Source organism: Paraburkholderia kururiensis (assembly GCF_034424375.1).
In the GTDB taxonomy this organism is placed as follows: Bacteria; Pseudomonadota; Gammaproteobacteria; order Burkholderiales; family Burkholderiaceae; genus Paraburkholderia; species Paraburkholderia kururiensis_A.
This window is the reverse complement of sequence record NZ_CP139965.1, coordinates 646608-671661: the sequence shown is the minus strand read 5'-3', so window position 1 is coordinate 671661 and position 25054 is coordinate 646608. Positions and strand designations below refer to the sequence as shown.

At 65.3% G+C, this 25054-nt stretch carries 25 protein-coding genes; 13 read left to right on the top strand and 12 right to left on the bottom strand.

Features of this window, described 5'->3' with window-relative positions; genetic code table 11:
• Window positions 1-7: 7 nt before the first annotated feature.
• Window positions 8-481, bottom strand: coding sequence for a hypothetical protein (locus U0042_RS03060; RefSeq protein ID WP_157977788.1), 474 nt, complete (start codon window positions 479-481; stop codon window positions 8-10).
• A 102-nt stretch (window positions 482-583) separates the two neighbouring features.
• Here U0042_RS03060 and U0042_RS03055 point away from each other — a divergent pair, with 102 nt between their 5' ends.
• Window positions 584-820 (top strand): hypothetical protein, encoded by a 237-nt coding sequence (locus U0042_RS03055; protein WP_114809805.1) that lies wholly within the window; start codon window positions 584-586, stop codon window positions 818-820.
• 29 nt (window positions 821-849) lie between these two features.
• Here the strand turns inward: U0042_RS03055 and U0042_RS03050 are convergent, their stop codons facing one another.
• The 6 genes from U0042_RS03050 to U0042_RS03025 all read right to left on the bottom strand — a co-directional run bounded on the left by U0042_RS03050 (window position 850) and on the right by U0042_RS03025 (window position 6527).
• Window positions 850-1428, bottom strand: a complete 579-nt coding sequence (locus tag U0042_RS03050; protein WP_114809804.1) for a methyltransferase family protein — start codon at window positions 1426-1428, stop codon at window positions 850-852.
• A gap of 208 nt (window positions 1429-1636) precedes the next feature.
• Window positions 1637-2494: a sigma-70 family RNA polymerase sigma factor gene (locus U0042_RS03045; RefSeq protein WP_114809803.1), complete on the bottom strand. Its 858-nt coding sequence runs from the start codon at window positions 2492-2494 to the stop codon at window positions 1637-1639.
• On the bottom strand, window positions 2491-2964 hold the full coding sequence (locus U0042_RS03040; RefSeq protein WP_114809802.1) for a carboxymuconolactone decarboxylase family protein: 474 nt from the start codon (window positions 2962-2964) through the stop codon (window positions 2491-2493). Before U0042_RS03040 ends, U0042_RS03045 begins: the two co-directional genes overlap by 4 nt.
• Window positions 2965-3074: 110 nt before the next feature.
• A complete protein-coding gene (locus U0042_RS03035) occupies window positions 3075-3401 on the bottom strand; it encodes a DUF1330 domain-containing protein (RefSeq protein WP_114809801.1) in 327 nt (108 codons plus the stop codon).
• Window positions 3402-3482: 81 nt separating this feature from the next.
• Complete coding sequence (locus U0042_RS03030) at window positions 3483-4556, bottom strand: phytoene/squalene synthase family protein (RefSeq protein WP_114809800.1); 1074 nt, start codon at window positions 4554-4556, stop codon at window positions 3483-3485.
• Window positions 4557-4706: 150 nt separating this feature from the next.
• Window positions 4707-6527 carry an NPCBM/NEW2 domain-containing protein gene (locus U0042_RS03025; protein ID WP_114809799.1) on the bottom strand — a complete coding sequence of 607 codons (1821 nt, stop codon included), beginning with the start codon at window positions 6525-6527 and terminating at the stop codon, window positions 4707-4709.
• A 178-nt stretch (window positions 6528-6705) separates the two neighbouring features.
• On the opposite strand from U0042_RS03025, the gene U0042_RS03020 reads away from it, so the two are divergent.
• From U0042_RS03020 to U0042_RS03000, 5 genes are all read left to right on the top strand, one after another.
• Window positions 6706-6867 carry a glycine zipper 2TM domain-containing protein gene (locus tag U0042_RS03020; RefSeq protein ID WP_114810070.1) on the top strand — a complete coding sequence of 54 codons (162 nt, stop codon included), beginning with the start codon at window positions 6706-6708 and terminating at the stop codon, window positions 6865-6867.
• Between the two features lie 283 nt (window positions 6868-7150).
• Window positions 7151-8539, top strand: coding sequence for an ATP-binding protein (locus tag U0042_RS03015; protein WP_114809798.1), 1389 nt, complete (start codon window positions 7151-7153; stop codon window positions 8537-8539).
• A 12-nt stretch (window positions 8540-8551) separates the two neighbouring features.
• Window positions 8552-8920, top strand: a complete 369-nt coding sequence (locus U0042_RS03010) for a response regulator (protein WP_114809797.1) — start codon at window positions 8552-8554, stop codon at window positions 8918-8920.
• Window positions 8913-9524, top strand: coding sequence for a chemotaxis protein CheC (locus tag U0042_RS03005; RefSeq protein ID WP_114809796.1), 612 nt, complete (start codon window positions 8913-8915; stop codon window positions 9522-9524). Before U0042_RS03010 ends, U0042_RS03005 begins: the two co-directional genes overlap by 8 nt.
• A 56-nt stretch (window positions 9525-9580) precedes the next feature.
• Window positions 9581-10987 carry an HD domain-containing phosphohydrolase gene (locus U0042_RS03000; protein ID WP_419150519.1) on the top strand — a complete coding sequence of 469 codons (1407 nt, stop codon included), beginning with the start codon at window positions 9581-9583 and terminating at the stop codon, window positions 10985-10987.
• Window positions 10988-11035: 48 nt separating this feature from the next.
• Here the strand turns inward: U0042_RS03000 and U0042_RS02995 are convergent, their stop codons facing one another.
• Window positions 11036-11278 carry a hypothetical protein gene (locus U0042_RS02995; protein WP_114809795.1) on the bottom strand — a complete coding sequence of 81 codons (243 nt, stop codon included), beginning with the start codon at window positions 11276-11278 and terminating at the stop codon, window positions 11036-11038.
• Window positions 11279-11505: 227 nt separating this feature from the next.
• Window positions 11506-12078 carry an Lrp/AsnC family transcriptional regulator gene (locus U0042_RS02990; protein WP_198665239.1) on the bottom strand — a complete coding sequence of 191 codons (573 nt, stop codon included), beginning with the start codon at window positions 12076-12078 and terminating at the stop codon, window positions 11506-11508.
• 191 nt (window positions 12079-12269) lie between these two features.
• Between U0042_RS02990 and U0042_RS02985 the strand changes: the two genes are divergently transcribed.
• Window positions 12270-13286, top strand: a complete 1017-nt coding sequence (locus U0042_RS02985) for a 1-aminocyclopropane-1-carboxylate deaminase (RefSeq protein WP_114809794.1) — start codon at window positions 12270-12272, stop codon at window positions 13284-13286.
• Between the two features lie 40 nt (window positions 13287-13326).
• Here the strand turns inward: U0042_RS02985 and U0042_RS02980 are convergent, their stop codons facing one another.
• On the bottom strand, window positions 13327-13839 hold the full coding sequence (locus U0042_RS02980; RefSeq protein WP_114809793.1) for a DUF1697 domain-containing protein: 513 nt from the start codon (window positions 13837-13839) through the stop codon (window positions 13327-13329).
• A 264-nt stretch (window positions 13840-14103) separates the two neighbouring features.
• Here U0042_RS02980 and U0042_RS02975 point away from each other — a divergent pair, with 264 nt between their 5' ends.
• Complete coding sequence (locus U0042_RS02975) at window positions 14104-15252, top strand: porin (RefSeq protein WP_114809792.1); 1149 nt, start codon at window positions 14104-14106, stop codon at window positions 15250-15252.
• A gap of 166 nt (window positions 15253-15418) precedes the next feature.
• Complete coding sequence (locus tag U0042_RS02970) at window positions 15419-19330, top strand: hypothetical protein (protein WP_114809791.1); 3912 nt, start codon at window positions 15419-15421, stop codon at window positions 19328-19330.
• Window positions 19331-19435: 105 nt separating this feature from the next.
• Here the strand turns inward: U0042_RS02970 and U0042_RS02965 are convergent, their stop codons facing one another.
• Complete coding sequence (locus U0042_RS02965; RefSeq protein WP_114809790.1) at window positions 19436-20914, bottom strand: DHA2 family efflux MFS transporter permease subunit; 1479 nt, start codon at window positions 20912-20914, stop codon at window positions 19436-19438.
• Between the two features lie 15 nt (window positions 20915-20929).
• Window positions 20930-21361, bottom strand: a complete 432-nt coding sequence (locus U0042_RS02960; RefSeq protein ID WP_114809789.1) for a VOC family protein — start codon at window positions 21359-21361, stop codon at window positions 20930-20932.
• 270 nt (window positions 21362-21631) lie between these two features.
• Between U0042_RS02960 and U0042_RS02955 the strand changes: the two genes are divergently transcribed.
• From U0042_RS02955 to sufC, 4 genes are all read left to right on the top strand, one after another.
• Window positions 21632-21886 carry an RNA-binding protein gene (locus U0042_RS02955; RefSeq protein ID WP_114809788.1) on the top strand — a complete coding sequence of 85 codons (255 nt, stop codon included), beginning with the start codon at window positions 21632-21634 and terminating at the stop codon, window positions 21884-21886.
• A gap of 316 nt (window positions 21887-22202) precedes the next feature.
• The gene (locus U0042_RS02950) at window positions 22203-22745 is read left to right on the top strand and encodes an SUF system Fe-S cluster assembly regulator (protein ID WP_114809787.1); all 543 of its coding nucleotides are present in this window, start codon (window positions 22203-22205) and stop codon (window positions 22743-22745) included.
• 28 nt (window positions 22746-22773) lie between these two features.
• Window positions 22774-24231: a Fe-S cluster assembly protein SufB gene (gene sufB / locus U0042_RS02945; protein WP_114809786.1), complete on the top strand. Its 1458-nt coding sequence runs from the start codon at window positions 22774-22776 to the stop codon at window positions 24229-24231.
• A 17-nt stretch (window positions 24232-24248) separates the two neighbouring features.
• Entirely contained in the window at window positions 24249-25037 is a 789-nt protein-coding gene (gene sufC, locus U0042_RS02940; protein WP_114810067.1) for a Fe-S cluster assembly ATPase SufC, read from the top strand.
• Window positions 25038-25054: the final 17 nt, after the last annotated feature.

The following is a 25054-nucleotide window of genomic DNA, read 5'->3' as shown; positions in this document are numbered from 1 at the left end:
AGGTCCGCTAGAGGCTGCGCGCAGGGGATGAATGGGCGATGACGTCGTCGAGCGTCTGCTTTGCACCGGCTATGCCGCTACGGTTGTGTGCCGCGAGCGCGGCATCGGCCTGAGCGAGTGAGCGGGCGATCTGCGAGGCTTGCTCCAGCACCGGAGCCGCGCGCGGGTCGCCTGAATGGAACGATGCCTGGATGTCGTCGGCGGTCGTGGCGACGTTGCGCGACAGCGTGCGCAACGCGCTGCGCGCATAGAAGCCGGGCACGTCGCCGCGCAGCGACGCATCGAGCACGAGCGACGCCGAGCGCGCAAACGAGAGCAACGTGCTGTACCGCCATGACTGCTGCTGGGGTGCCGGCTCGCCGCCGCGGACGCCGCTCGCGAGCGCGACGCAAACGATCAGTAAGCAGGCTCGACAAGAGCGATGGGATGGCGGCATGGCGGCGTGGGCGAGAGTGCGCGGCGTCTCAGGGGGCGCCAGCATCTTGCGTGCCTGCTTGCCGGTGGCGGCGTGGCCCGCTACGCGGTGGGTACGTGCGTTGCGGCACTCGCTCTTCGTCTTGTTGAAGAAAGAAAGGGGAACGCCATGACCATGACGGCCATTCGCCAATCGGACACTGCGGTGCAGGTCGACGACAACGTCTACACGTTCGGAACGAAAGACGATGCCGACGCGTTTCTACGCTGCGTGGCGGACACGTCCCTCGACGCCTGCAAGGCCCGGCACGTGCCGCTTTCCGTGCAGTCCGCCGCGCCGAAGGTCGAGCCTGAGGACCCGAATCGCGGCAGCACGATTTCGCCTTCGTTGGGGGGCATGCCTTGAGGAGGAGTGGCATGCATGCCACCCTCCCCTCAAACCACCCACGGCACCAACGCCTTCACCCGACGCGCGTACTCGTCGTACTTGGCGCCGAACTGCTCGCGCATGAAGCGCTCCTCCACGATGATGCGATGCACGATTGCAATCAGCACGAGGACGAAGGCCAGCACCGCGCGCCACTGGCCGATGGCGAGTCCGGTTCCGGCGAATGCGAGCGCAAGGCCCGTGTAAATGGGATGGCGAACCAGCCGGTAGGGCCCGCCTGTGATGAGTTCATGATCGGCTTTCACCGTGACCACGCCGCTCCAGTTGCGGCCCAGGTAGACGCGCGCCCACACGGCAAATAGCAGCCCGGCGACGGTCAGCACCGCGCCCACCGTCCACCATGCACGCCATTGCGACGCCGGCAGAAAGCGCTCCATGAGCGTCGGCACCGGCACGTATCGCACGGTCAGCAGCGCTGCCGCGGCGAACAGCAGCGCCACGTTGACGAGACGCGGCAGTGCGGCCTGGCGCCGGACGGTGGCCTTGACGTTGCGCGCCAGCGCGAACCAGGCAGTGAGCCACGCTAACCAGATGGTGGGAAAGAAGGCTGCATAGAATGCGCTCAAGCTCAATTTCGGCTCCCGGCCAGGCGCGCGCAGTGGCTGCCCGGCATGCAGTTACATGATTCGAGGATGCAACTCTGGAGAGGCCCGGCGACGCTCGACAGCGCGCGTCTGGGCCAACGCTGGCGTCTCGCGCAAGCGCGTCCGATGATATCGCAGCGCAGTGAAAACGGGACGAACGGGGGTCGTCCCGGGAAGAGACCTGATGGTTCTAATGCAGATGCCGCAGCTTGTCGGGATTGCGCACCACGTAAATGGCCACCACCTTGCCGTCTTCCATTTCGAGCGCGGTGGTCTGCAACTCGCCATCGGCTTCGAGGGTGACGAAGCCGGGCAGGCCATTGACGAAGCCCGTGCGCACGAGTGTCGAACCGTTCTTGCGGAACAGCTCGGCCAGGTGCGCATGCACCTTCATCACCTTGTCGAAGCCCAGCACGGGTTTGCCTGCCGCGGACCGCTTGCCGCCGCCGTCGGCGTGGATGCTCACGTCGGCCGCGAGCATGGCGCCCAGCGCGCTCATGTCGCCGCTGCGCGAGGCGGCAAAAAAGGCTTCGGCAATTTCGAGCCCGCGTGCTTTCTCCACGCGAAAGCGCGGCCGCGCTTCGCGCACATGTGCGCGAGCGCGTGCCGCGAGCTGGCGGCACGCGGCGGGTTCGCGCTGAACCGTGCGTGCGACCTCGTCGAAATCGAGACCGAATACATCGTGCAGCAGGAACGCTGCGCGTTCGAGCGGCGAGAGGCGTTCCAGCGCCAGCATCAGCGACAGCGTGACGTCTTCCTGCTCGTCGTCTTCCACAACGGGCTCCGGCAGCCACGGGCCGATGTACGTTTCGCGCTGGTGCCGCGCGGACTTCAGCTGGTCGAGACACATGCGCGTCACCATGCGGCGCAGGAACGCTTCGGGCACGCGCACTTCGCTGCGGTCCACGTGCATCCAGCGGATGAACGCGTCCTGCACGATGTCTTCGGCGTCTGCGACCGAACCCAGCATGCGGTAGGCCACGCGAATCAACGTGTGCCGCAGCGGGTCGAAGTCCGCTGCGGCGTCTCTTGCGGCGCCGCCTGTCATCCCGCCACCGCTCGCGCGCGGGCCTTCGCCGCCGCCGGATCGATCCACAGGCCGAAGCCCACGGCGAGGCGGTTCCAGCCGTTGATCACGTTGATCATGACCGTGAGCTTCACTTGTTCCTCCTCGGTAAAGTGTTCGTCGAGTGCGGCGCGCGCGTGTTCGAGCGACGGGCCTTCGGAGAGCCGCGTGAGCGCCTCGGTCCAGCCGAGCGCCGCGCGTTCGCGCTCGCTGTAGCAGGGCGCTTCGCGCCAGGCCGACAGCAGGTAGAGGCGCTGTTCGGTCTCGCCTCGCTCGCGAGCGTCGGCCGTATGCATGTTAAGACAGTTCGCGCACCCGTTGATCTGCGACGCGCGCACCTCGACAAGCGCGACGAGGCCGGGCTCAAGGCTGCCCGCCGCGGCGAGCGAGGTGCTCATCCAGGACTTCATCAGCGCGGGGGCGGCGGCGAACGGGTCGAGTCTGGCAGTCATGGTTCCATCTCCTTTCGTTGGGGGGTTCCCTGACATGACGAGATGGGAGGCGGCGCGTGTGACATCGGCCCGAAAAATTTTTTGGGGGACGGGCTCAGGCCTCGGCGGTTTCAATCTCGCTGCAACACGTCCGTCGCGCGATGCGGCGCTTCAACGGTATCGATGAGAATCACGTCGCCCACCGAATGCTGCGTACGCAGCGGCAGAATGGCCTGATACGCGGGCGACCCGTACCATTCACGCGCGCATTCGCGATCGGGAAACTCGATGACGACGAGGTCGCCGTCCCAGCGGCCTTCCAGCAGTTCAGTCGGCCCACCGTGCACGACGAAGCGGCCGTTGAACGGCGCCAGCGTGGCGTCGATGCGTTCGAGGTATTCGACGATGGCGGGGCACATCGTGACGCTGTGAAGATGGGCGACGGCATAGGTGGACATGGCGGCTCCGGTTCGATCGTGACGCCTCGCACACCGCGCGAGGCACGGTTCGATGCTAGCGGACGCCCCGCCGCAATTCGATTACCTCGCAGGTAATGACCGCGCCTCGATGCTGGCGATGAGCCGGCCCGTCCACGTACGCAGCATCGCGTTCGACGGTGCCGCGAGCGTGGAGCGCGCCACGATGCCGTACACCTCGCTGCGTCGAATTTTCGAGACCTTCGCCGGGTCGAGCCACGCGTCGTTGCTGACGAGCAGCAGCAGCGTTTCGAGGCCGATCAGAATGGGCCACAGGCAGGCAAGACGCAGCCGCAGCTGAAGCGCGGGAATGGCGAGCGTGTATTCGACGGCGTCGCGGTACAGGTCCAGCGTCTTGCCCACCAGTTCGAGCATGAGCGGCCGAGCGCGCCGCGAGGCATCGGGCAGCAACAGGTCGTGCGGCGTCAGGCCGTGACGCGCGAGCATCGACGCGGGCAGATAGCAGCGGCCGATGCGCAGGTCTTTGCCGCAATCGCGCAGCACGTTGGTCATCTGCAGGGCTTTGCCGAAGCGCACGCCGCGTTGCAGCGTCGCCGTGCGATCGCTTGTGAGCACACCGGGCAGATGCGCGTAGGTCATGCGCGTCCAGAACTCGCCCACGCAACCGGCGACGAGGTAGGTGTAGTGGTCCAGCGCGTCCGGCTCGCCGAGTGCCGCGATCTGGCCGGAGCGTTCGTCCGGAAACGTGCGCAGATCGAATTCCATGCCTTGCGTGAGCGTCGTCACGATGTCGCGCACGGCGGCGCGGTCGGTGTCGTCCAGTTGCGCGAGCACGGCGAGGGCGGGCCCCACGGATTCGAGCAGCGTCTTCTCGTCGGACTGCGTTTGCTGCGCGCCCACTTCAGTGGCAAGCCGTTGCGTGAAAGCGGCTTCGCTTTCCCCGGCATCGTGGTGCGTGCCGTTCACGTGAGCACGCAACGCGAGCAGCAGCGCAAGCCGTTGCTCGGGCGGAATCAGCGAGGTATCGGCAATCGTGTCCGCGGCACGCGCCAGCAGATAGGCGAGCCCCACCGGGTCGCGCATGCCCGCCGGCAACACGCGCAGCGTGAGATAGAAGGAACGCGAGACGCCTTTGAGCAGCGGGCCGAGCAGAAACTCCCGGGAAGCAGGACGCATGGATGGATTCGGATGGTGAAGAGTGGACAGCCGGCAAACCAAGCCGGCATTGTATCCGCGCGCAGCGGTTCGCATCGGCGTGGCTTGCCTCAGCGGCATCACGCGTTGGACCCGAATTGCGCCCCCGCATTGCACCCGCCACGCGGTTCCCTATGGCGCACCCACCGAACCGCTCGTGCAAACCACGGAGGGATCGGCCCACGCTGCGCGATCGCGTGCATCGCCGCCCGAGCGTGGCGTAACCACGAGCCGCAACGTATCGCGGCCTGAGATGTCGACACGCACCGTCTTCGGCGGCGTGGCTGCACTCAGCGGGCCGCTGTCGTAGAGCAGGACGTTGTCGGCCCAGACCTGGAACGCGGCGCGGCTCGTGGGCGGCGAACGACGATCGAGGCCGATGTCGCTCTGAAACGAACTGCACTGCCGGCCGAGCCGATAGACGATCTGCGTGGGCACGCTCACCGCCATGCCGTCGCGATACGCAACGCCGCCCGCGACGATCGCGTCGGCCCGCTTTGCACCCGCAGGCAGCAACGGTTGCGGCGCGGCAGCCGGCCATACCTTCACGCCCACCTCGCTATCGGGATCGTTCGCCGCCGAGCCCGCACGCGTGACCGACCAGATCCAGCGCTGCGCGGCGAGCGGCCCCGTCGCGGCGACGGGGTCGCGTCCGTCGAGCCGGATGAGCCGCGCGCCCGTGGCCGGCACGGTGACGCTGACGCTGCCATCCGCGACGGGCAACGGCGAGCCGGTGAGCAGATCCCACGCGTGATGCGGCGCATCCAGACCCACGCTCGCGAATCGCACGGTGGCCTGCACAGGCGCCGCACCGCGATTGATGAACGCCACCGCGCGCGTGCCGCTTTGCACGAGCGGCCTGGTCCAGACCTGCAACGCACCCATGCTGTCGGTTTGATCGAGCACGGCGGGCAGCGCGAGCGCGTCCTGATTCACCGCGATGATGCCGGGGTTCGTGAGCAACGCGCGTGTGGCATCGCGCTGCGTGCGCACGTCGTTGCCCGCGTTCAGCGGGCTCGCCATGACGGCCCACATGATGAAGTGCGCCACGTCCTGATCGGCGCTGAACGCGTGGCCCACCTCGAGCATGTCGAGGTCGTTGAAATAGCCCGGCACCGCCCATGCGGCATCCGCCGCCGCGATATCGACAATCGACTCCACCGACGCGAACGATTCCGTGATGTCCTGCGAAATGCGCGACGTGTCCGCGTAGGCCGGGGCGTAGAACGTGCCGTCGTCGGCGAACCGCGTGCGCAGCGTGCGGTTGTAGCTGTACGGATTGATGCTCAGATACATGGGCCGGCCGCTTGCCGCGATGCCCGCGCGCATGGCGGCAAACGTACTGAGTTTGCCGCCGCACAGGTCGAGCTTGAGGTAGTCGACGCCCCAGTCGGCGAACGTTTGCGCGTCGATGCGCTCGTGCCCGAGGCTGCCCCCGTTCGCACCTTGCGGCCAGCTGGGCGGATGCCGGTCTGTAGACATGCCCGCGCACGTGCTCACGTTGCCCGACGTGTAGAGCCCGAACTTCAGGCCCTTGCTGTGCACGTAATTGGCGAGCGCGGCGATACCGCCGGGAAACGCGTGTGCATCGGCATAGAGCTTGCCGGTCTTCGGGTCGCGCCCGCCTACCCAGCAATCGTCCACGGTGACGTAGCGGTATCCCGCCTGGGCCATGCCGTTGGATGCCATCGCGTCGGCTACGGCGAGAATCTTCTTCTCGTCGATGTTGCACGAGAACGCGTTCCACGAATTCCAGCCCATCGGCGGCAACGCATAGCGCACAGGCGCCGTGGCCACGCCGCGATCGGGCGGACCCGCGGAAACGGCGCCCTCGTCGCGGCCCGGCGTGCTGCATGCGCAAATCAGCGCGGCCAGCATCAGGGCGAAAACGCAGGTGGTCGCCTGCATCGCGCGTGTCGAAGCGGTGTGGAGCGAGGTGAAACGTTTGCGCATGCGTTGTTCTCCTTCCGCGCGTGGCGGCAACGACTCCACGCCGCGAGCAAACCGCACGCCCACGTCGCCAACGGGCGGAACGAAACGGGCGAACGACGCAGCGGCACACTGTTTGCTGAATGAAAGACATCAGTTTCAGTTCAGGGACAAGACCATGAAACGACTTCTCTTCGTCAGCATGTGGGCCGCGGCGCTGCTGGTTGCGCCGCTTTCGGGATGCACGCTGGGCGGCGCAGCGGCAGGCGGCTACGTGGGCCACGAGGCCACGCACGGCAGCACGGTGGGTACCGTAGGCGGCGCGGTGGCGGGCGGCATCATCGGGCACGAACTGGGCAAGTAAGTCCCGCAGTCTGCACTGCGCCTGCAGCGCACGCCATATCGATCAAGCAAGATAGCGGCCCCCGGGAAAAGGGGCCGCAGTTCATTTCATCGCTTCCCGACTTCAGCGCGAAGTCGCGGACAATCGCCGCGCTGTATTTCGCGTCCATCACAGGGATTCCCCGCATTCTGCAGATGGAAAGAGCGGCCGTTAACGCAGATGTCGATCACGTTATCGTGCGTGCGCAGGTTCCGCCCCAGCCCTCTGCGAGAGCAGGCCTGTTCGCCCATGCATTGTTCTCGCCATGTCGGACGTCACCAGAACGCAGCTCTCGGAAGCCATCGTCGAACTCGTCAATTGCGGCGTGTTTTCGGTGGATCGCGACATGCGCGTGCTGTCGTGGAACCGCTTCATGGAGTACCACAGCGGACGGCTTGCCGAAGACGTGGTGGGCCGGGACCTCTTTTCGCTGTTCCCCGACCTCGCGCGCCGCTGGTTCACGAAGAAAGTGGAAAGCGTGTTCGCGCTGGGCGTTTCGATGTTTTCGTCGTGGGAGCACCGGCCGTATCTGTTTCGCTTTGAGCATTCGCGTCCCATCACGGGAACGATCGACGCCATGCGCCAGAACTGCAGCTTCGTTCCCATCGACGACGGGCACGGCACGGTGATTGCCGTGGGCGTGACCATCGTGGATGCCACGGACATCTGCATGGCGTATGGCGAGTTGCAGGAGCGCGAGAAGATGGCGACGGACATGCTCGCGGAACTGACGCAACGCAACGCGCAGCTGTCGGCGCTCAACGACGAACTGGCGCAGGCGCATCAGCAGTTGCTGCAGTCCGAGAAGCTTGCCGCTATTGGCCAGCTTGCGGCGGGCATCGCGCACGAGATCAACAACCCCGTGGGGTTCGTGCTCTCGAACTTGAACACGCTGTCGGGCTATCTCGCCACGTTGACGCGTTACGTGGAAGACGTGGGCGCGGCGGTGGCGCGCAGCGGCGACGCCGGTTTGAAGGCCGCGGTGGCGGCGCTCGAAAAACAGGCGGACCTGGGCTACGTGCGCGACGACGCGCCGGCGCTCGTGGCGGAATCGAAGGACGGGCTTGCGCGCGTGCGCGACATCGTGGTGGATCTGCGCGATTTCTCGCGTGTGGACAGCGCGCATCAGTGGGAATGGGTCGACGTTCACCGCTGCATCGAATCCACGCTGAACATCGTGCACAACGAGGTGAAGTATCTGGCCGAACTCGTGCGCGAATACGGCGAGCTGCCGCAGGTGCATTGCATTCCGTCGCAGATCAACCAGGTCGTGCTGAACCTGGTGGTGAACGCCGCGCAGTCGTATGCGGGGCTGCATGGCGAGGGCGCACATCGCGACGCACGGCGCGGCACGATCACCATTCGTACCGGCTACGAGGCGAACGAAGGCCGCGGCGCGCCTTTCGTGTGGTTCGAAATAGAGGACGCCGGCTGCGGAATCGCGCCGGAGAACCTGAAGCGCATTTTCGATCCGTTCTTCACGACGAAGCCCGTCGGCACGGGCACGGGGCTCGGGCTCTCGGTGAGCTACGGCATCGTGAACGCGCATCACGGACGGATCACGGTAACAAGCGAGCGCGGCGTGGGCACCACGTTCCGCGTCGCGCTGCCGGTGGACGGCGCCGCAGACGCAGCGTTGCCGGCAGCCGGCTGACGAGGAGGTGGTATGGCTTTACCCATCATTGTTGCGGACGATTCGATGCTTGCCCGCAAGTTGTTGATCAAGTCCTTGCCCGACGACTGGGACGTGGACATCGCGCAGGCAGCCAACGGCGCGGAGGCGCTGGACCTGTATCGCGCGGGCAAGGGCGCGGTGATTTTTCTGGACTTGACCATGCCGGTCATGGATGGCTTCACGGTGCTCGAAAGCATTCGCCACGAAGGCATGAACGCCTTCGTGATCGTGGTATCGGCGGACATTCAGTCCGGCGCGGTGGAGCGCGTGAAGGCGCTGGGTGCGATCGGCTTCGTGCCGAAGCCGGTTTCGACCGATCGCATCGTGCCTATTTTGAAGGGGTACGGGCTCTATGAATGAACTGTTTCTCAACGAAGAGCACCGCGACGCCCTTCAGGAAATTTCCAACATCGGCATGGGTAAGGCCGGTGCCGCGCTGGCGGAGCTGCTGGGGGCGTTCGTCACGCTGTCGGTGCCCGACATCAAGCTGGTGAGCGCGGATCAATTGCGCGCCGAGCTGATTGCCGCGGAACAGGCGAAAGACGTGCCGCCGCCCGTGCGTCAGTCGTTTCAGTCCGACATTTCGGGCGAGGCCATCGTGCTGTTCGGGCGCGACGGCCGCCGCGAACTCAAGGAACTGATGGGCTACGAAGACGTGTCGAGCGACCTGGAAAGCGAAGTGCTGGCCGACATTGCGAGCCTGCTGGTGGGCGCGTGCGTGTGCAGCGTATTCGAGCAACTGGGCAGACGGCTCTCGTTTTCGCGGCCCACGTTCGTGCTGCCCGACGGACTCGTGCGCGCGCTCGGCGAACAGCACCTGGGCCGCTGGGACATGGCGCTGCTGCTCGAAGTGCATTTCACGCTGGAACGCGGCGGCTTTGTGGCGAAGCTCGTGATGCTGTTGCCCGACGCGGCCATTCAGAAGATGAAGTCCGCGCTCGAGCAGTTTCTTGCGGCGCTATGAACGAAGCGGAAAACGAGACCACGATGGGGGCCGTCATGACAGCGTACGAAGACAAGATGCACGACGTTCCCGCATCGTCGGCAGGGGCGCCGGGGGCCGCGGATCTTCCTGCGGCTACCGAAGAGGCCGGCGCGGATGCCGCTCATGTGGAAGCCGTGCTCGTCGACGACAACACGCCGTGCGTGCTGCTGGTGGACGACGAGCCCGGCGTGCTTTCCGCGCTGCGCCGGCTGCTGCGGCCCACGGGCTACCGCGTGTTCACGGCCGAAAGCGGTGCAGCAGCGCTGGAACTGCTGGCGTCCGTGGAGGTGGACGTCGTGGTGTCCGACATGCGCATGCCCAACATGAACGGCGCCGAGTTTCTCGCGGCCGTGAAGGCGCTGTATCCCGAGACCGTGCGCATCCTGCTCACGGGTTATTCCGAACTGGATTCCGCCGTGCACGCCATCAACGAAGGCGGCGTGTACCACTATCTCAACAAGCCCTGGGACGACCAGGAACTGCTGCTGACGTTGCGCAACGCCGTGGAGCAGCGTGCGTTGCAGCGCGAGGCCATGCGGCTCACGGAACTCACGCGGCAGCAGAACGAGGCACTGCGCGAGTTCAACACCGAACTGGAAGTGCAGGTTCACGCGCGCACCGAGGAAATTCGCCAGACGGTGCTGTTTCTCGAAGACGCGCAGCATGACCTGAAGAACAACTTCGCGACCATGGTGCAGGTGTGCGCGAACATGATCGAGCTGCGCTGCGGCGCCGTGGCGGGTCAGTCCACGCGCGTGGCGGATCTCGCGAGGCAAATCGCGCTCGCGCTCGGCATGAGCGGCTTGCAGGCGCAGGATGTGTTCTACGCCGGCCTGCTGCACGGCATCGGCAAACTCGCGCTGCCCGACGAAGTGCTGCGCAAGTCGCTGGACCGCCTTTCGCCTGAAGAACTGCAACTCTTCTATCAGCACCCGTTGCGGGCGCAGATGGTGCTCACGCCCGTCACGCAGCTGGCGCACGTCGCGCAGATCATCCGGCAACAGTACGAGCGGTACAACGGCCGCGGTGTGCCGGATGGCCTGATTGGCGAAGACATCGTGATGGGCGCGCGCGTTCTGGCGCTGGCTCGCGATTTCGAGGGCCTGTGCAGCGGCGGCATCGTGAAAGACCCCGTGACGCCGCAGAAAGCGGCGGCCATGATCCGCTCACAAGCCGGGTTGCGTTACGACCCGCTCGTAGTGGAGCGTTTCTTCTCGGTGCTGGAGGAACGGGCGAAACAGGAAGGCGGGGACCCGCTGGAGCAAATCAAGAGCGCGCAGCTACGCGAGGGCATGCGGCTGGCCGACGACCTGCGCACCGGACGCGGCGTGCTGCTCATGACGAAAGAGAGCGTGGTCAACGCACATCAGATCGAACAGATCAGGCGCTTCGAGGCGCAGGAAGACAAACCCTTCACGATCGTGGTTCATCGGTTCGCATAAAAACAAAACGCCGATGGGCCGTGCATGGCAGCGCGGCGTGTGTGCGATTCAGCGCACGGGCTGCGGCGGTGCGGCTTCCGTGCTGTCCGCTGTTACAGCAGAGGCTTTCGGCGTAGCGGCAGTGCCGTTGTTCGGCGCTGCCGCTTGCTCGGTCTTCGCTGCACACACGGCGTCGGCAAAACGCTGCAACGCCGTGAGCGAGCCCGACACGCTGTGGTAGCTCTGTTGTCCGATCTGCGCATCGAGCAGCACTTGCATGCCTGCTTTTCGTGCGAGTTCGAGAATGTCCATGAACCGGCTCCCTGGGCGTCTGCACCTCGTGCGTACGCCTGTGATGGCTTATAAGGGTCTGCCCAGTCTGCCTTGCGTTGCCGACATGGCCGCGGGGCATGTTCTGTTGCATGTTCGCCATGCTTCGTTAACACATGGCACGGCGCCGGTATTCCACCAGGCTGCTTGAACCAAGCATAGAACCGCACACCGCGTGCCGATCCGATGAACAGTGGGCAATAGACAACCTATTTCAGGCCCTGGATGGGAAACGCCGTGGTGGAAAGAATTTCCTTCAACACCATGAACGTGCGGATCTGGCGCACGCCGGGCAGGTAAAGCAGCTGTTCGGCGTGCAGGCGATTGAAGCTGTCGCTGTCTTTCGTGCGCACCAGCATGAAGTAGTCGAATTCGCCGGTCACGACGTGGCACTCCATGCAGCCCGCCACTTTTTTGGCGGCCTTCTCGAAATCCGCAAACGATTCGGGCGTGGAGCGGTCCAGCACCACGCCGATCACCACGAGCATGCCCGCGCCCAGCGCTTTCGGGTCCAGCAGCGCCACGACGCCGCGAATGAGCCCCGCCGCCTTGAGCCGCTCCACGCGGCGCAGGCACGCGGGTGCGCTGAGATTGACCGTGGCGGCGAGGCTCACGTTCGAGATGGACGCGTCGCGCTGCAATTCGCGCAGGATGGCGCGGTCGATGCGATCGAGTTCGACTGCCGGCTGCGCGGCGTCTGCGGTCTGCGGCGCGGCCGTGGTCCGGCGGCGCGGGGTGGCTGCGCGGCGCGACGAAGAGGCACGCAATTTTGTTGTGGGCATGGGTAGGTGGGAGCAATTCTATTAAGCAAGAGTTCGTACTGCTCTACGCAAAGTAGGGCAGCGCAATTTTTTTCGCAAGCTCATTTCTGTGCGGCTTTTCTAAGATGAACGTTCTGCGGCAACGTCGGCACGGCCGCATCGGCGCCACCCCCATCCTCCGTCATCACCCGCTTACGTACTGGAGCTCCGCCATGAATCTCAAGCGCTTCCCTCGCTATCCGCTCACGTTCGGTCCCACGCCGATCCAGCCGCTCAAGCGGCTATCCGACCATCTGGGCGGCAAGGTGGAGCTCTACGCCAAGCGCGAAGACTGCAACAGCGGCCTCGCGTTCGGCGGCAACAAGACCCGCAAGCTCGAATACCTGATTCCCGAAGCGTTGGCGCAGGGCTGCGACACGCTCGTTTCGATCGGCGGCATCCAGTCGAACCAGACGCGTCAGGTGGCCGCGGTCGCCGCTCATCTGGGCATGAAGTGCGTGCTCGTGCAGGAAAACTGGGTGAACTACTACGACGCCGTGTATGACCGCGTCGGCAATATCCAGATGTCGCGCATCATGGGCGCCGACGTGCGGCTCGTGCCGGACGGCTTCGACATCGGCTTTCGGCGCAGCTGGGAAGAGGCGCTGGAGAGCGTGCGCGCCGCGGGCGGCAAGCCTTACGCGATTCCGGCGGGCTGCTCGGACCATCCGCTGGGCGGGCTCGGTTTTGTGGGCTTTGCCGAGGAAGTGCGCCAGCAGGAAGCCGAACTCGGCTTCAAGTTCGACTACGTGGTGGTGTGTTCGGTGACGGGCAGCACGCAGGCGGGCATGGTGGTGGGCTTCGCAGCAGACGGGCGCGCGGACCGCGTGATCGGCATCGACGCCTCGGCGAAACCGGAGAAAACGCGCGAACAGATCACGCGTATCGCGAAGCAAACGGCGGAAGCGGTGGACCTGGGCCGCGACATCACCGAGCGTGACGTGGTGCTCGACGAGCGCTTCGGCGGCCCTGAATACGGGCTGCCGAACGAAGGCACGCTGGAGGCGATCCGGCTGTGCGCACGCATGGAAGGCATGCTGACCGACCCGGTCTACGAAGGCAAATCGATGCACGGCATGATCGAGCGCGTGCGCAACGGCGAATTCCCGGCGGGGTCGAAGGTGCTTTACGCGCACCTGGGCGGCGTGCCGGCGCTCAACGCCTATAGCTTCCTGTTCCGCGAGGGTTGAGCGGCGGCATCGTCGGGTGCATGGGCGACCACGTCGCAAGCTATTCGGTCGCCCACGTTGCCAGCGTTTCTATCGTGTTCATGTTGCGCGCCGTTCCGGCGCTCGCAGCCGGAATCTTCAGCTTCGAACGCGCCATGCCGCTGCCGTAGTGCACGAAGATCTCGCGTGTGCCCAGCGCGATCTCTTCGTCTTGCTGGCCGGTTACGCGTGACAGCGCGTCCGCGGCCGGCGGCGTATCGAGGAAGATGGCCACCGTGCGATTCGGCGCGGCCGTCTTGAACGGATTGCCGGCCAGCACGGCCATCAGTTCTGCGCCCGTGCGGATTAGCACCCCCACGGGCTTGCCGGCATAAGCTTGCAGCCCGCTTTCGAGTCGGGCCTTCACCGCAGGTTCCGCGAGCCTGCTTTCGAACACCACGTTGCCGCTCGCAATGTAGGTGCGCACGTTGGTGAAGCCAACGGATTCGCAGATCGCCCGCAGATCGGACATCGGCAGCTTGCCTGTGCCGCCCACATTCACGGCGCGCAGCAGCGCCACGTATCGCATCGTCATCCTCATCCCTCCGGGTTGTCGGTTTTTGACCACACGTTTTTTCGGAGCGCCTCGACCGCCCATCAGGCCGCCGAGCGCTCAGCGCCGACCCTGCGGCCGGCGCGGCATCGTGCCGCGATTCTCTCCGATTCTGCAAAGGACTCGTCCAGATTGGACAATATGCCTCCTCGAATCGGCCGACTATGCTCGCGGCCGCGGCATCAGTCGGCACATCCACAAGCTGACGAGCCGTGCAGAAAATCAGTCGCTTAGGGGATCAAACTTATGAAGAAAATCACTATTTCCATGGGTGTCGGCACGCTGTTCGCAATGAGCGCGTCGTCGGCGTTCGCACAAAGCTCGGTCACGTTGTATGGCCTCGTCGATACGGCCATTCGCTATCAGACCAATGCCGGCCCCGACGGCAAAGACCTGATCGGCATGACAGTGGGCCCCGAAACGCACAGCCGCTGGGGGCTGCGCGGCACGGAAGACCTGGGCGGCGGGCTGTCGGCCATCTTCCGTCTTGAAAACGGCTTCGAGCTGGGCGACGGAAGGCTGCACGTGGCGAACACGCTGTTCAGCCGGCAGGCCTACGTGGGTCTGTCGAGCACACGCTACGGCGCGCTCACGTTCGGCAATCAATACGCGCCGCTTTACGACACCATGGGCGACATCTTCGACCCCATGACCGTGGGCGACTACTGGCAAGACAGCTGGGCGTACAACGGCATCGGCAACTACCTGACCGTGCCGAACTCGGTGAAGTACGCCGCTTCGTACAACGGCCTTTCCATCGACGCCATCTACGGCTTCGGCAATCACGCCGGCGCGATGGGTCTGGACAGCACGTATGGCGTGGAATTGACGTACGCGCACGGCCCCGCGTCGATCAACGCGGGCTTCCAGCAGACTTCGGTGTCGTTGGCGAACGGCAGCGCGATCAACGGCGCGAAGGTCAACTTCCTGCACGTGAGCAGCGCGTACCAGATCACCTCGACGGTACGGCTCCTCGCCGGCTGGCTGCACGGTCAGGACAAGACCGGCACGACGGACGCCAACATGCAGCAAGCCGGCGCGCCCACGCTGAACGGCCACAGCCCGAACCGCATCGACGACACGTTCTACGTCGGCGCCAACTGGCGCGCCACGCCGCCGCTCCTGATCACCGTGGCGGGCTACTACGGCCACGCGCGCAATGCTGAACGGCTGGACGGCACGCTGGGCTCGGGCGTCAACTACTCGGCCACGATGCTGGCCGAATACTCGCTCTCGAAGCGCACCGAAGTGTATGGCACGGTGGACTTCGCACGCGGCACGGGCGCCTTCGCCGCCGACTACCCTGGCGTGACCAATCCGGCCACGGGCAATGTGGATCGCATCGGCCGCACCAACAACGTCGGCGCGGCAGTGGGCTTGCGGCAGATGTTCTGACGAGCGAGTGCGGGCTCATTGCGCCGTTAGCTTCGCGTGACGCGACGCAAGTTCCGGCCCCGCGCGAGCCCGGTATTTCCGTTGCGCTGTACTGCAAGGTCAGGCGCCGTTCGGGGCGCCTGCCGGTCCGGCCTGTGCCGGACCTTGCCTTGCAGGAGAACGCGCAATGTCGACGCCCATCACCGGTTCCACGGGTCACCCCAACCCGACTGTCACCGATGACGCCAACGCCGGCCACACCGCGGGCAATGCGCCCGCGAACGGCCAGAACGCCAACGGCCAACCCACGGCTCAATCCACGCCATCCACCACGGCGGCGAATCACTCCACCCTCGGCGCGCTCGCGAACGGCGCGAAGCGCGTGGGCGGCAAAGCGGTGGATGCCACACGCAACGGCCTCGCCAAGACCGACCCCGTGCTCGCGCCCACGGCCGCCGCGGGCTACGAGCTATGGGCGGCCAGCAACGCGATTGGCGCGGGCTCCGGGCTTGCCAGCACGTTCAGCGGCGCGAATCACGCCACCTCCGCGGCATCGGCGGCGGCCAACGGTATCGGCATGCTGCCTTCGGCGCTCGACGTTGCGGCCACCGCAGTCGGCTTCGGCAACAAGGCGTTCAAGCTCGCGGACGCCAGCAAGAAGGCGAAGACCGAAACCCCCGGCAGCGTGGAGGGACGCGACGCCTCCACGGCGCTCAACCAGGCGCGCGGCAATCTGGTGCGCGCCACGCCCGGGGCGATTCGCGACGTGGGCCTTGGGTCCGCTGGGCTGGCGGGGCGCATCTACACGGCAGCGCATCCGGGCCACTCCATGTACGGCGACAAGGCGGCATCGGTGACGGCCGACGGCGCGCTCGCCATTCCTTCGGGCGCCATGTATCTCGCCACGGGCGCGCTGCAAAGCGCGAAGGTGGACCGCGGCGTGGATCGCACGCAGGCGCTGCGTTCGTCGGTTCTGAATCCGCCCAGTGCGCGCACGGACTCGCAAAGCGAAGCCATGCGCAAGCTGGACGATGCCTTTGCGTCGGGGCATCTGAGCCCCAACGTCTATTCGATTCTGCGCACGCGCAGCGACGCCGAGGTGCAACGCTTCGTCGACAACTTCGCGGCGCTGGGCGCCATCGGCCAGCAGCGTCTCGCGAAGGTGCTCCACTTTCCCGGCGAACAGATCGCGATGAAAGTGCTCAACATGGGGCGCACCACGAATCTCAACACGGCCAGCATGCGTCGCGCGGCGCGCGAAGAAGTGATCGACGCGTTCATCTCGAAAGACGTGCGGCCGGGCCGCACGGCCGCGCTCTTCGATGAACTCAAGACCGTGCGCAACGAGGCCTTGGGTGCGAAGACATCGCCCGACGTGGTGGCACTTCAGCGAACCATGCAGGAAGCCGGCGTCGATGCGAGCCAGTTCAGCCCGAATACGTTGAAGGCGATCGCCGCGTCGGGGCAGCAGGCCGCGTTCGTTGCGCGCTATAAGGCGCTCTCGCCCGAGGAGAAAACGCGTCTGCAATCCACGCTGCATTTCGGCTCGTGGCGCTTCTGGAAGAGCGACGCTACGCTGCCCACCACGAAGCATCAACGCTCCGACATTCGCGCCGCGCTCATCAGGCAGTTCGCGAGCGGCGCGAGTCTGGACCGCCTCGACGCGATGAAGGTGCGCTACAACCAGAAGGTGCTGCCGTTGCAAACGGGCCGCACGCACCTGCAACCGGCGCCCGTCGATACGATGCGCACGCACATCCTCGCGCATCAGGACAACACGCTCAGCACGCTCAAGGAAGAAAAGCGCCACGCGAAGATTCAGGTGGGCTACGGCGTGGTGAATGCGGCTGCGGGCGTGGCCGAGCTCGCCGTGAACCCGGGCGCCGCGGCCGGCATCAGCGCGACGCGTGCCGTGCTGAGTCCGTTCTATCTCGCTTATGCGGGGCGGCGTGGCGTGGTGGGCGAGATCAACTCGCAGAACGCGAAGCCTGTGAATGCCGCGATGCGCGAAGAAGCGTTGCTGCGCGCGTTGCCGCAGGTGCACGAACGTATCGTGGCGGGCGGCGCGCAGACGAGCCGGTTGCGTCATCCGCAGCAGTTTCTGCGCGACGAACTCAAGCTCGGCGATGCCGATATCCGCAAGGTGCAGACGCTGGAGCGCGACGGCAAGGGCGCCGAAGCGCGCGCGTTCCTCGCAGAGAAGAACCCGGAGGCAAACGTGCTGATCGCGCTGCGCGTGCTCTCCGAAGAAAGCGCCGGGCTGGGTACGGATGCGCAGCAGCAGAACGCGCTGCACTTCATTGCGAACGAAGCGGCGTCGAGCGGGAACGGTACGCTCGCCTGCATCCATCACCTGTCCGAGCCGGACGCCACGTTTGACGCATTGAAGAAGCACCTCGTCGACGACGTGTCGTACAACCCCGCCGCGGGCATCGATACGCTCGCCCGCCAGCTTTCGAAAGGCACCGCGATTGTGGACGTGGGCCTCGAAAACAAGGCGCGTTACGTGGGCCAGCCTGAGCAGGACATTGCGCGCGATCTGCAACAGCGTTTCGCTCGCGACAATCCGTCGTTTGCCACGCGGCTTTTCACCGCCGACCTGTTCGGCGGAGGCGACCGCGCCATTGCCGCGCGCAACATGCTGCGCGATTTTCGCTTCAGCGAAACGGAGATCGCGCAGCTTCAAGGCATGGGCAAGCAAGACGCGGCGACGTGGCTGGAAGGCCACCTGTTCGGCGAGAACCTGCGGCGCCGCTTTTCCACGCAGATGCTCGATCAGGGCGGACGCGACGCGGCGGCGCAGGCAGTGGACCACATGCCGCAACACGAGGCCGACGCGCGCGAGCCGCTCACGTGGCGCCACAACCTGGAGCGCGCGGGCATCAACGTGATCGACAACGCCGGCACGCCGGGCCTCGATTCGATGCTGCACGCGCTGTATCAGCACATGTCGGGCAAGACCGATTCGTCGTCCAGCGCGATGCAGCGCAAGGTGATGGACGCGCGGCGCCGCGTGATTGCGGAGGTCACGCAGGGGCAGCCTGGCGCGCACGTGGACGTCACGCAGCATCGCGACGCCATCGTGCGCATTGCGGGCCAGGTGTTCGGCAAGCCGGGCGCGACGGTGAAGATCGTGAACGCGTCGGGACAGGGCCAAGCCGAACGCGTGGGCGCGGGCCGCGACAACGCTCGTGCGCCGGTGGCCGCTGTGCTCTGCTACGACGGGCAGACGGGCCGCACATTCGCGCTGCACGGCGGCGACGCGGAGCGGCTCAGAATGCGCGTGTCGCCGGAACCGCCGCAGGTGCCCATGCCCGCGCTCGAGGAAGAAGGGGCCTTCACGCAGAGCGTGTTCGCGGAACTGGGTATGTCGCCGGCGGAGCGTTCCGCTGGCAGTCCCATGTTGAGCCGCTCGACTTCGGCTTCGTCGTCCTCGTCGTCAGCTTCGTCGTTATCGGCGAGCACCGTATCGGACACGCGCACGCAGCCGCCTGCCGACACCCCGATCCACACGCACGACGACCTGCATCGTTTCGTGACGGGTGGCCGGCAAGTGGGCACGGTGGTGGAAACGGGCCGCTCCGATCTGCTTGCCGATCGAAACCGGCTCTTCGAATTTCAAGGCCTCGTTTTCCGCGGCGATTCACGCCCGCCGCAGCAGATCAGAAACGATGGCGGGTTTCGCAGCCGCAACGACCTGAGCGTTCCGGCGAACCGTCTGGAAGCGCAGGGCCTTGCAGCGGGCAAGGGCGCCACGGGGCAATCGGGCGTGTCCACGGCGAAGCAGATCGAGCATGCGCTGCCCTACTGCAACAGCGGCGAGCGCGACGGGTACATCTACATCGTGGACACGCGCCGGCTTCCACCCACCGAGCACGCGTACGACATGGCCGGCATCACCATGGAAAACGGCTACAAGAACACCGACGAAACGGGCGGCGAGGTCAACGTAACGCACATTCCGAATTCGGCAATCGTGGGCTGGCTTTCGGTGGAGGATGCCGACGATGTGATCGATCATCCGCAGGGCGTGGGCTCTATCGCCAACATCCAGAACAGGATTCATCTGAATCCGGACTATACGAACGCGCAGCCTTGACGCGAAGCAGGAAGCGCAAGCGCCGGCCTTGATGGCATCGGCGCTTGCGCTGCCATAACGCGCCGCGTGTTGCGGCTTCTACGCGGGCTTTAACGACGCAGCCCGTCACGCGTTGGGCGCTTCGCTTCCCGCTTCCGAATGTTGAGGCGATGCTTGCCCTTCGTCCTGCGCAGGCGGCTGCATGGTGCGCTTGAGCAGCGTGGCACCGATCAACGCCGCTGCCGCGGCGAGCGCGCCGCCGAACATGAACGCGACGTGATAGCCGCCGTTCAGCGCCGTCACGGTGTCGGCCCCCGCCTGCGCAAGCGACGACGTGCGCGCCGCCGCGAGGCTCGCGAGAATCGCCAGTCCCAATGCGCCGCCCATCATGAATGCCGTGTTCACCATGCCGGACGCAAGGCCCGATTCGCTGGGCTTCACTTCGCTCATGGCCGCGAGCAACACGGGATTGAACGCGATGCCGGCGCCGAAGCCGAGCAGCATCATGCCGGGCAGCACGTCCATGACGAAGTGGCCGTCCGCCGGCGCGCGCGCGAACAGCAGCAAACCCGCGGCGGCAAGCAGCAACCCTGCCGCAAGCGGCGCGCGAATGCCGAAGCGCATCACGATGCGCGCGGAAAGCCCCAGCGAAAAGCTGCCCATGATGAGATTGGCGGGCAGAAACGCCAGCCCCACGCCCAGCGGGCGGTAGTTGAGCACGCGCTGCAGATACAGCGCCGAAATGAAGAACCACGCGAACATGGCTGCGGCCCACATCACGCCCACCACATTGGCCACCGCGATGCTGCGCAGCCGGAACAGGCCGAGCGGCATGAGCGGATGCTGCACGCGAGACTCGATGACGAGAAATGCCGCAAGCAGCACCACGGCTGCGCCGAGCAGGCCCAACGTCTGCGTCGAAGTCCAGCCCGCTTCGTTGCCGTTGACGATGGCGTAGACCGCGAGCATCAACGCGGCCGTCACGGTCACAGCGCCGCTCACATCGAGCCGCTCACCGTGCGCATGCCCGCGGCCCGCCGGAATCAACGCGAGACACAGCGCGTAGACCGCGATGCCGATGGGCAGATTCACGAGAAAGATCCAGTGCCAGCTGAGCACGTTCGTGAGCAGACCGCCCAGCAACACGCCGATGCTGCCGCCGCCTGCGCACACGAAGCCATACACGCCCATCGCCTTCGCGCGCTCGCCCGGCTCGATGAAGAGATTCATGATGAGCGAGAGCGACACGGCGGATACCACGGCACCGCCCAGCCCTTGCACGGCGCGCGCGCAGACCAGCATCGCCTGCGAGTTCGCGATGCCGCATGCAAGCGAGGCGAGCGTGAACAACGTGATGCCGCCGAGGAACAGCTTGCGGTGTCCGTAGAGGTCGCCCAGCCGTCCGCCCAGCAGCAGGAAGCCGCCAAACGTCAGCATGTAGCCGTTCACCACCCATACAAGGGAGGTCTCGCTGAAGCCCAGATCTGCGGCGATGGAAGGCAACGCCACGTTCACGATGGTGCTGTCCAGCACGATCATCAGCACGCCGAGGCAGAGCACAACCAGTGCGAGCCACCGTTTGCGGTCTTCGATGTTATGCGTCATTGGTTGGGCTCCTGGCTAGCCTTGTACGACATCGCCCGCGATCATCCACGGTGTGCCGAAGCGATCCGCCACCATGCCGAACACTTCGGCCCAGAACGTCTTTTGCAACGGCATGACGACGTTGCCGTTTTCCGAGAGCGCCGCGAATACGTGCTGCGCTTCCGCGACGGTGGCGTAGGTGAGCGAGAGACGGAAGCCTTTCATGCCGTCGTAGGGATGGCCGACCGGGCAGTCCGATGCCATCAGAACGGCACCGCCGTCCAGCACGAGGCGGGCATGCAGGATGCGCTCGCTCGTGCCTGGTGCGAAGTTCTCGCAATCGGTGGTATCGGGCGCGTCCGCGTAGGTCATCATCGCTTCCAGTTCGCCACCCAGCGTGTGCTGGTAGAAACGCAGCGCCTGTGCACAGTTGCCGTCGAACAGCAAATAGGGATTGAGTGCTTGCATGAGGTCTCCTCCGTGGCTTGCGCCGGTGGGACGTCGAGTCTAGCACTGCACGTCTTGGCCGCCGTGTCGCCGCTTCGCGCGGCGGAGCGTGCAATCGCGCGATGCGAACGGCCGCCCTTCGCGCGACAAGTCGACGCGCGGCGCGCCAGCCGACGCGGCCCGAAGGCGGGCGCAATTGACTGCACGCTGCGTGCCGTCCATCATGGGCGCACACTTTCACGAGGTGCTTGCGCAACACCGCGCGCGCCGGGCGTACAAGAGGGACACATCATGGCCGAAATCCTGCTCAGTAACGTCGAAGACAGCGTGCCGGACGAGGAAATCTCCGAATTCCTGCAACGCTACGGCTTTCCCCCTTTCACTGCGATAGAACGCCTCAGCGGCACGGGCAATATGCCGTCGGCGCTCATCACGTTCGGCGATTTGTCGCATGAGGCACTGCGTCTGCTCCAGGAACGCGTGCAGAACGTCTACTGGAAGAACCACACCATCAACCTGCAGATTCTCACCGAGAGGCCGGACTGAGCGGTCGTGCCGTGCTGCCGCTCTGTGCGGCAGCACGTTTTCAAGGTCCGCGTTCACGCAGACCCACGCACTCGCATACGCTCACATCCCCGCCCACGCCCACGCGCGGCGAGACCCATGCATGTAACAGGGTTATGCATACGGGTCTAGAATGAATCTCGTTGTTGCGGCGCGCTCCACTGTGCGCTCGCACGCATCAATTCCACCATGAAATAAGGGCTATTCCGCTTTACCGCGCGGATCAATAACCCTTTAAACAGGACTGTTTTAGTACGGATTAGTACGCGGTTCCGTACGCGTTTGCGGAGGCATCTCAATGCTGCGAATGAGCAAGCTGGCGGACTACGCCACCGTCATGTTGACCGTGATGGCGCGCGACCCGGACACGATACAGAGCGCCGCCAGTCTCGCTGCTGCGTGCGGCATTCCCGCGCCCACCGTATCGAAGGTCATGAAAATTCTGGCGCGCGGCGGCATGGCGGTTTCGCTGCGCGGCGTGAGCGGCGGCTATCTGCTGCCGCGCGCCGCAGATCGCATCACGCTCGCGGACATCATCACCGCCGTGGATGGCCCGTTCGGCATGACGGAATGCAGCGCCGTGCCGGGGCAGTGCGAGCAGGAAGCCATGTGCGGGGCGCGTGCGAACTGGCAACGCATCAATCGCGTGATATTCGAGGCGCTGCGGCAGGTGTCGCTTGCCGATATGGCCGGGCCCGCATTGCGCGCCGTGGACATCAGCGCGATACGCGCACGCGGCGTGCCGCGGCCGTCGTCCGCGGCTCCAGCCGTGACTTCGCGCACCGCGCGCATCGCGGCCAAGGCACCGCGCAAGGCCACGGCCCGTACCCAACCGGAATAGCGCAGCAAGCATAGAGCGGAGAACAGGCATGAGCACCGTTACGACGAGAATCGACGATCTGATCCGGCGCGAATACGAGCACGGCTTCGTCACCGACGTGCAGTCCGACACGCTGCCGCGCGGTCTTTCCGAAGACGTGATTCGCCTGATCTCGGCGCGCAAGAAAGAGCCCGCGTTCATGCTCGAATGGCGGCTTGCGGCCTATCGTCATTGGCTCACCATGACCGAGCCGCATTGGGCGACCGTGCAGCACGCGCCCATCAACTATCAGGACATCGCGTATTACTCCGCGCCTGTGAGCGGAGCGGCGTCGAAAGACCGGCCGAAGAGCCTCGACGAGGTGGACCCGGAATTGCTGCGCACGTACGAGAAGCTCGGCGTGCCGCTCGCGGAGCGCGAGATTCTGGCGGGCGTGGCCGTGGATGCCGTGTTCGACAGCGTTTCCGTCGCCACCACGTTCCGCAAGAAGCTGGGCGAACTGGGCATTGTGTTCTGCTCGTTTTCCGAGGCGGTGCAGGAGCATCCGGACCTGGTGCGCAAGTACCTTGGCTCAGTGGTGCCGCACACCGACAACTTCTTCGCCGCCCTGAATTCCGCGGTGTTCAGCGATGGCTCGTTCTGCTACATCCCGCCCGGCGTGCGCTGCCCGATGGAGCTTTCCACGTACTTCCGCATCAACGCGCGCAATACGGGGCAATTCGAGCGCACGCTGATCGTCGCGGACAGGGGTTCGTATGTGAGCTACCTGGAGGGCTGCACGGCGCCCATGCGCGACGAGAACCAGCTGCATGCCGCCGTGGTGGAACTGGTCGCGCTGGAAGGCGCGCAGATTCGCTATTCGACGGTGCAGAACTGGTACCCCGGCGACGAGAACGGGCGCGGCGGCATCTACAACTTCGTGACCAAGCGCGGCGACTGCCGCGAGGCCAACGCGAAGATTTCGTGGACTCAGGTGGAAACGGGTTCGGCCATTACGTGGAAGTACCCGAGCGTGATCCTGCGCGGCGACAACTCGGTGGGCGAGTTCTATTCCGTCGCGCTGACCAACCACTATCAGCAGGCCGACACCGGCACGAAGATGATTCACCTGGGCCGCAACACGCGCAGCACGATCGTCTCCAAGGGCATTTCGGCGGGGCGCGGCAGGAACGCGTATCGCGGGCTCGTGAAGGTGGGGCGCGCAGCGGAAGGCGCACGCAACTACACGCAGTGCGATTCGTTGCTGCTGGGCGATCGCTGTGCAGCGCACACGTTCCCCTACATCGAAGTGAAGAACCCCACGGCGAAGGTGGAACACGAGGCGTCGACCTCGCGCATCGGCGAAGACCAGCTCTTCTATTGCCGGCAGCGGGGTTTGTCCGCGGAAGACGCCGTGTCGATGATCGTCAACGGCTTCTGCAAGGAAGTGTTCAAGGAACTGCCGATGGAATTCGCCGTGGAAGCGCAGAAGCTGCTCGGCGTGAGCCTGGAAGGCAGCGTCGGTTAAACGAGGTGGAAAACATCATGCTCGACATCAGCAATCTCAGCGTCGAAGTGGACAGCAAGCCGATTCTGCGCGGTCTCGATCTGCACGTGAAGGCAGGCGAAGTGCACGCCATCATGGGCCCGAACGGCTCGGGCAAGAGCACGCTCGCTCATGTGCTGGCCGGCCGCGAGCAGTACGTGGTGACGGGCGGCAGCGTGCAATACGCCGGCCATGATCTGCTTGCGCTTGCGCCCGAAGAGCGCGCACGTGAAGGGCTTTTTCTCGCGTTTCAATATCCCGTCGAAATTCCGGGCGTGAGCAACGTGTATCTGCTCAAGGCCGCGTTGAACGCGCAGCGCCGGCATCGCGGCGAGCCGGAGCTCGACGCGATGGAGTTCCTTCAGATCGTCAAGGCGAAGATGGCATTGATGCAGATGGACGAGAGCCTGCTGTATCGCGCAGTCAACGAAGGCTTTTCGGGCGGCGAGAAGAAGCGCAACGAAATGCTGCAGATGGCGGTGCTGGAACCGAAGCTCGCCATTCTGGACGAGACGGATTCGGGCCTCGACATCGACGCGCTCCAGCTTGTGGCACGCGGCGTGAACGCGATGCGCAGCCCAGACCGAGCCATGGTGCTCGTCACGCACTATCAGCGGCTGCTCGATTACATCGTGCCCGACTACGTGCACGTGCTGTCTCACGGCCGCATCGTGAAGTCGGGCACGCGCGAGCTTGCGCTGGAACTGGAACGCAAGGGCTACGGGTGGATCACCGACGAAGCGGGCCAGCAACCGCAAACGGCATCGGAGCAACGCGCTACGCGCTGAGCACGCTAACGACATCG

Coding starts and splice junctions, on each gene's coding strand:
- U0042_RS03060 (WP_157977788.1), bottom strand. CDS start 481: ATGCTGGCGCCCCCTGAGACGCCGCGCACTCTCGCCCACGCCGCCATG.
- U0042_RS03055 (WP_114809805.1), top strand. CDS start 584: ATGACCATGACGGCCATTCGCCAATCGGACACTGCGGTGCAGGTCGAC.
- U0042_RS03045 (WP_114809803.1), bottom strand. CDS start 2,494: ATGACAGGCGGCGCCGCAAGAGACGCCGCAGCGGACTTCGACCCGCTG.
- U0042_RS03040 (WP_114809802.1), bottom strand. CDS start 2,964: ATGACTGCCAGACTCGACCCGTTCGCCGCCGCCCCCGCGCTGATGAAG.
- U0042_RS03035 (WP_114809801.1), bottom strand. CDS start 3,401: ATGTCCACCTATGCCGTCGCCCATCTTCACAGCGTCACGATGTGCCCC.
- U0042_RS03030 (WP_114809800.1), bottom strand. CDS start 4,556: ATGCGTCCTGCTTCCCGGGAGTTTCTGCTCGGCCCGCTGCTCAAAGGC.
- U0042_RS03025 (WP_114809799.1), bottom strand. CDS start 6,527: ATGCGCAAACGTTTCACCTCGCTCCACACCGCTTCGACACGCGCGATG.
- U0042_RS03020 (WP_114810070.1), top strand. CDS start 6,706: ATGTGGGCCGCGGCGCTGCTGGTTGCGCCGCTTTCGGGATGCACGCTG.
- U0042_RS03015 (WP_114809798.1), top strand. CDS start 7,151: ATGTCGGACGTCACCAGAACGCAGCTCTCGGAAGCCATCGTCGAACTC.
- U0042_RS03010 (WP_114809797.1), top strand. CDS start 8,552: ATGGCTTTACCCATCATTGTTGCGGACGATTCGATGCTTGCCCGCAAG.
- U0042_RS03005 (WP_114809796.1), top strand. CDS start 8,913: ATGAATGAACTGTTTCTCAACGAAGAGCACCGCGACGCCCTTCAGGAA.
- U0042_RS03000 (WP_419150519.1), top strand. CDS start 9,581: ATGCACGACGTTCCCGCATCGTCGGCAGGGGCGCCGGGGGCCGCGGAT.
- U0042_RS02995 (WP_114809795.1), bottom strand. CDS start 11,278: ATGGACATTCTCGAACTCGCACGAAAAGCAGGCATGCAAGTGCTGCTC.
- U0042_RS02990 (WP_198665239.1), bottom strand. CDS start 12,078: ATGCCCACAACAAAATTGCGTGCCTCTTCGTCGCGCCGCGCAGCCACC.
- U0042_RS02985 (WP_114809794.1), top strand. CDS start 12,270: ATGAATCTCAAGCGCTTCCCTCGCTATCCGCTCACGTTCGGTCCCACG.
- U0042_RS02980 (WP_114809793.1), bottom strand. CDS start 13,839: ATGACGATGCGATACGTGGCGCTGCTGCGCGCCGTGAATGTGGGCGGC.
- U0042_RS02975 (WP_114809792.1), top strand. CDS start 14,104: ATGAAGAAAATCACTATTTCCATGGGTGTCGGCACGCTGTTCGCAATG.
- U0042_RS02970 (WP_114809791.1), top strand. CDS start 15,419: ATGTCGACGCCCATCACCGGTTCCACGGGTCACCCCAACCCGACTGTC.
- U0042_RS02965 (WP_114809790.1), bottom strand. CDS start 20,914: ATGACGCATAACATCGAAGACCGCAAACGGTGGCTCGCACTGGTTGTG.
- U0042_RS02960 (WP_114809789.1), bottom strand. CDS start 21,361: ATGCAAGCACTCAATCCCTATTTGCTGTTCGACGGCAACTGTGCACAG.
- U0042_RS02955 (WP_114809788.1), top strand. CDS start 21,632: ATGGCCGAAATCCTGCTCAGTAACGTCGAAGACAGCGTGCCGGACGAG.
- U0042_RS02950 (WP_114809787.1), top strand. CDS start 22,203: ATGCTGCGAATGAGCAAGCTGGCGGACTACGCCACCGTCATGTTGACC.
- sufB (WP_114809786.1), top strand. CDS start 22,774: ATGAGCACCGTTACGACGAGAATCGACGATCTGATCCGGCGCGAATAC.
- sufC (WP_114810067.1), top strand. CDS start 24,249: ATGCTCGACATCAGCAATCTCAGCGTCGAAGTGGACAGCAAGCCGATT.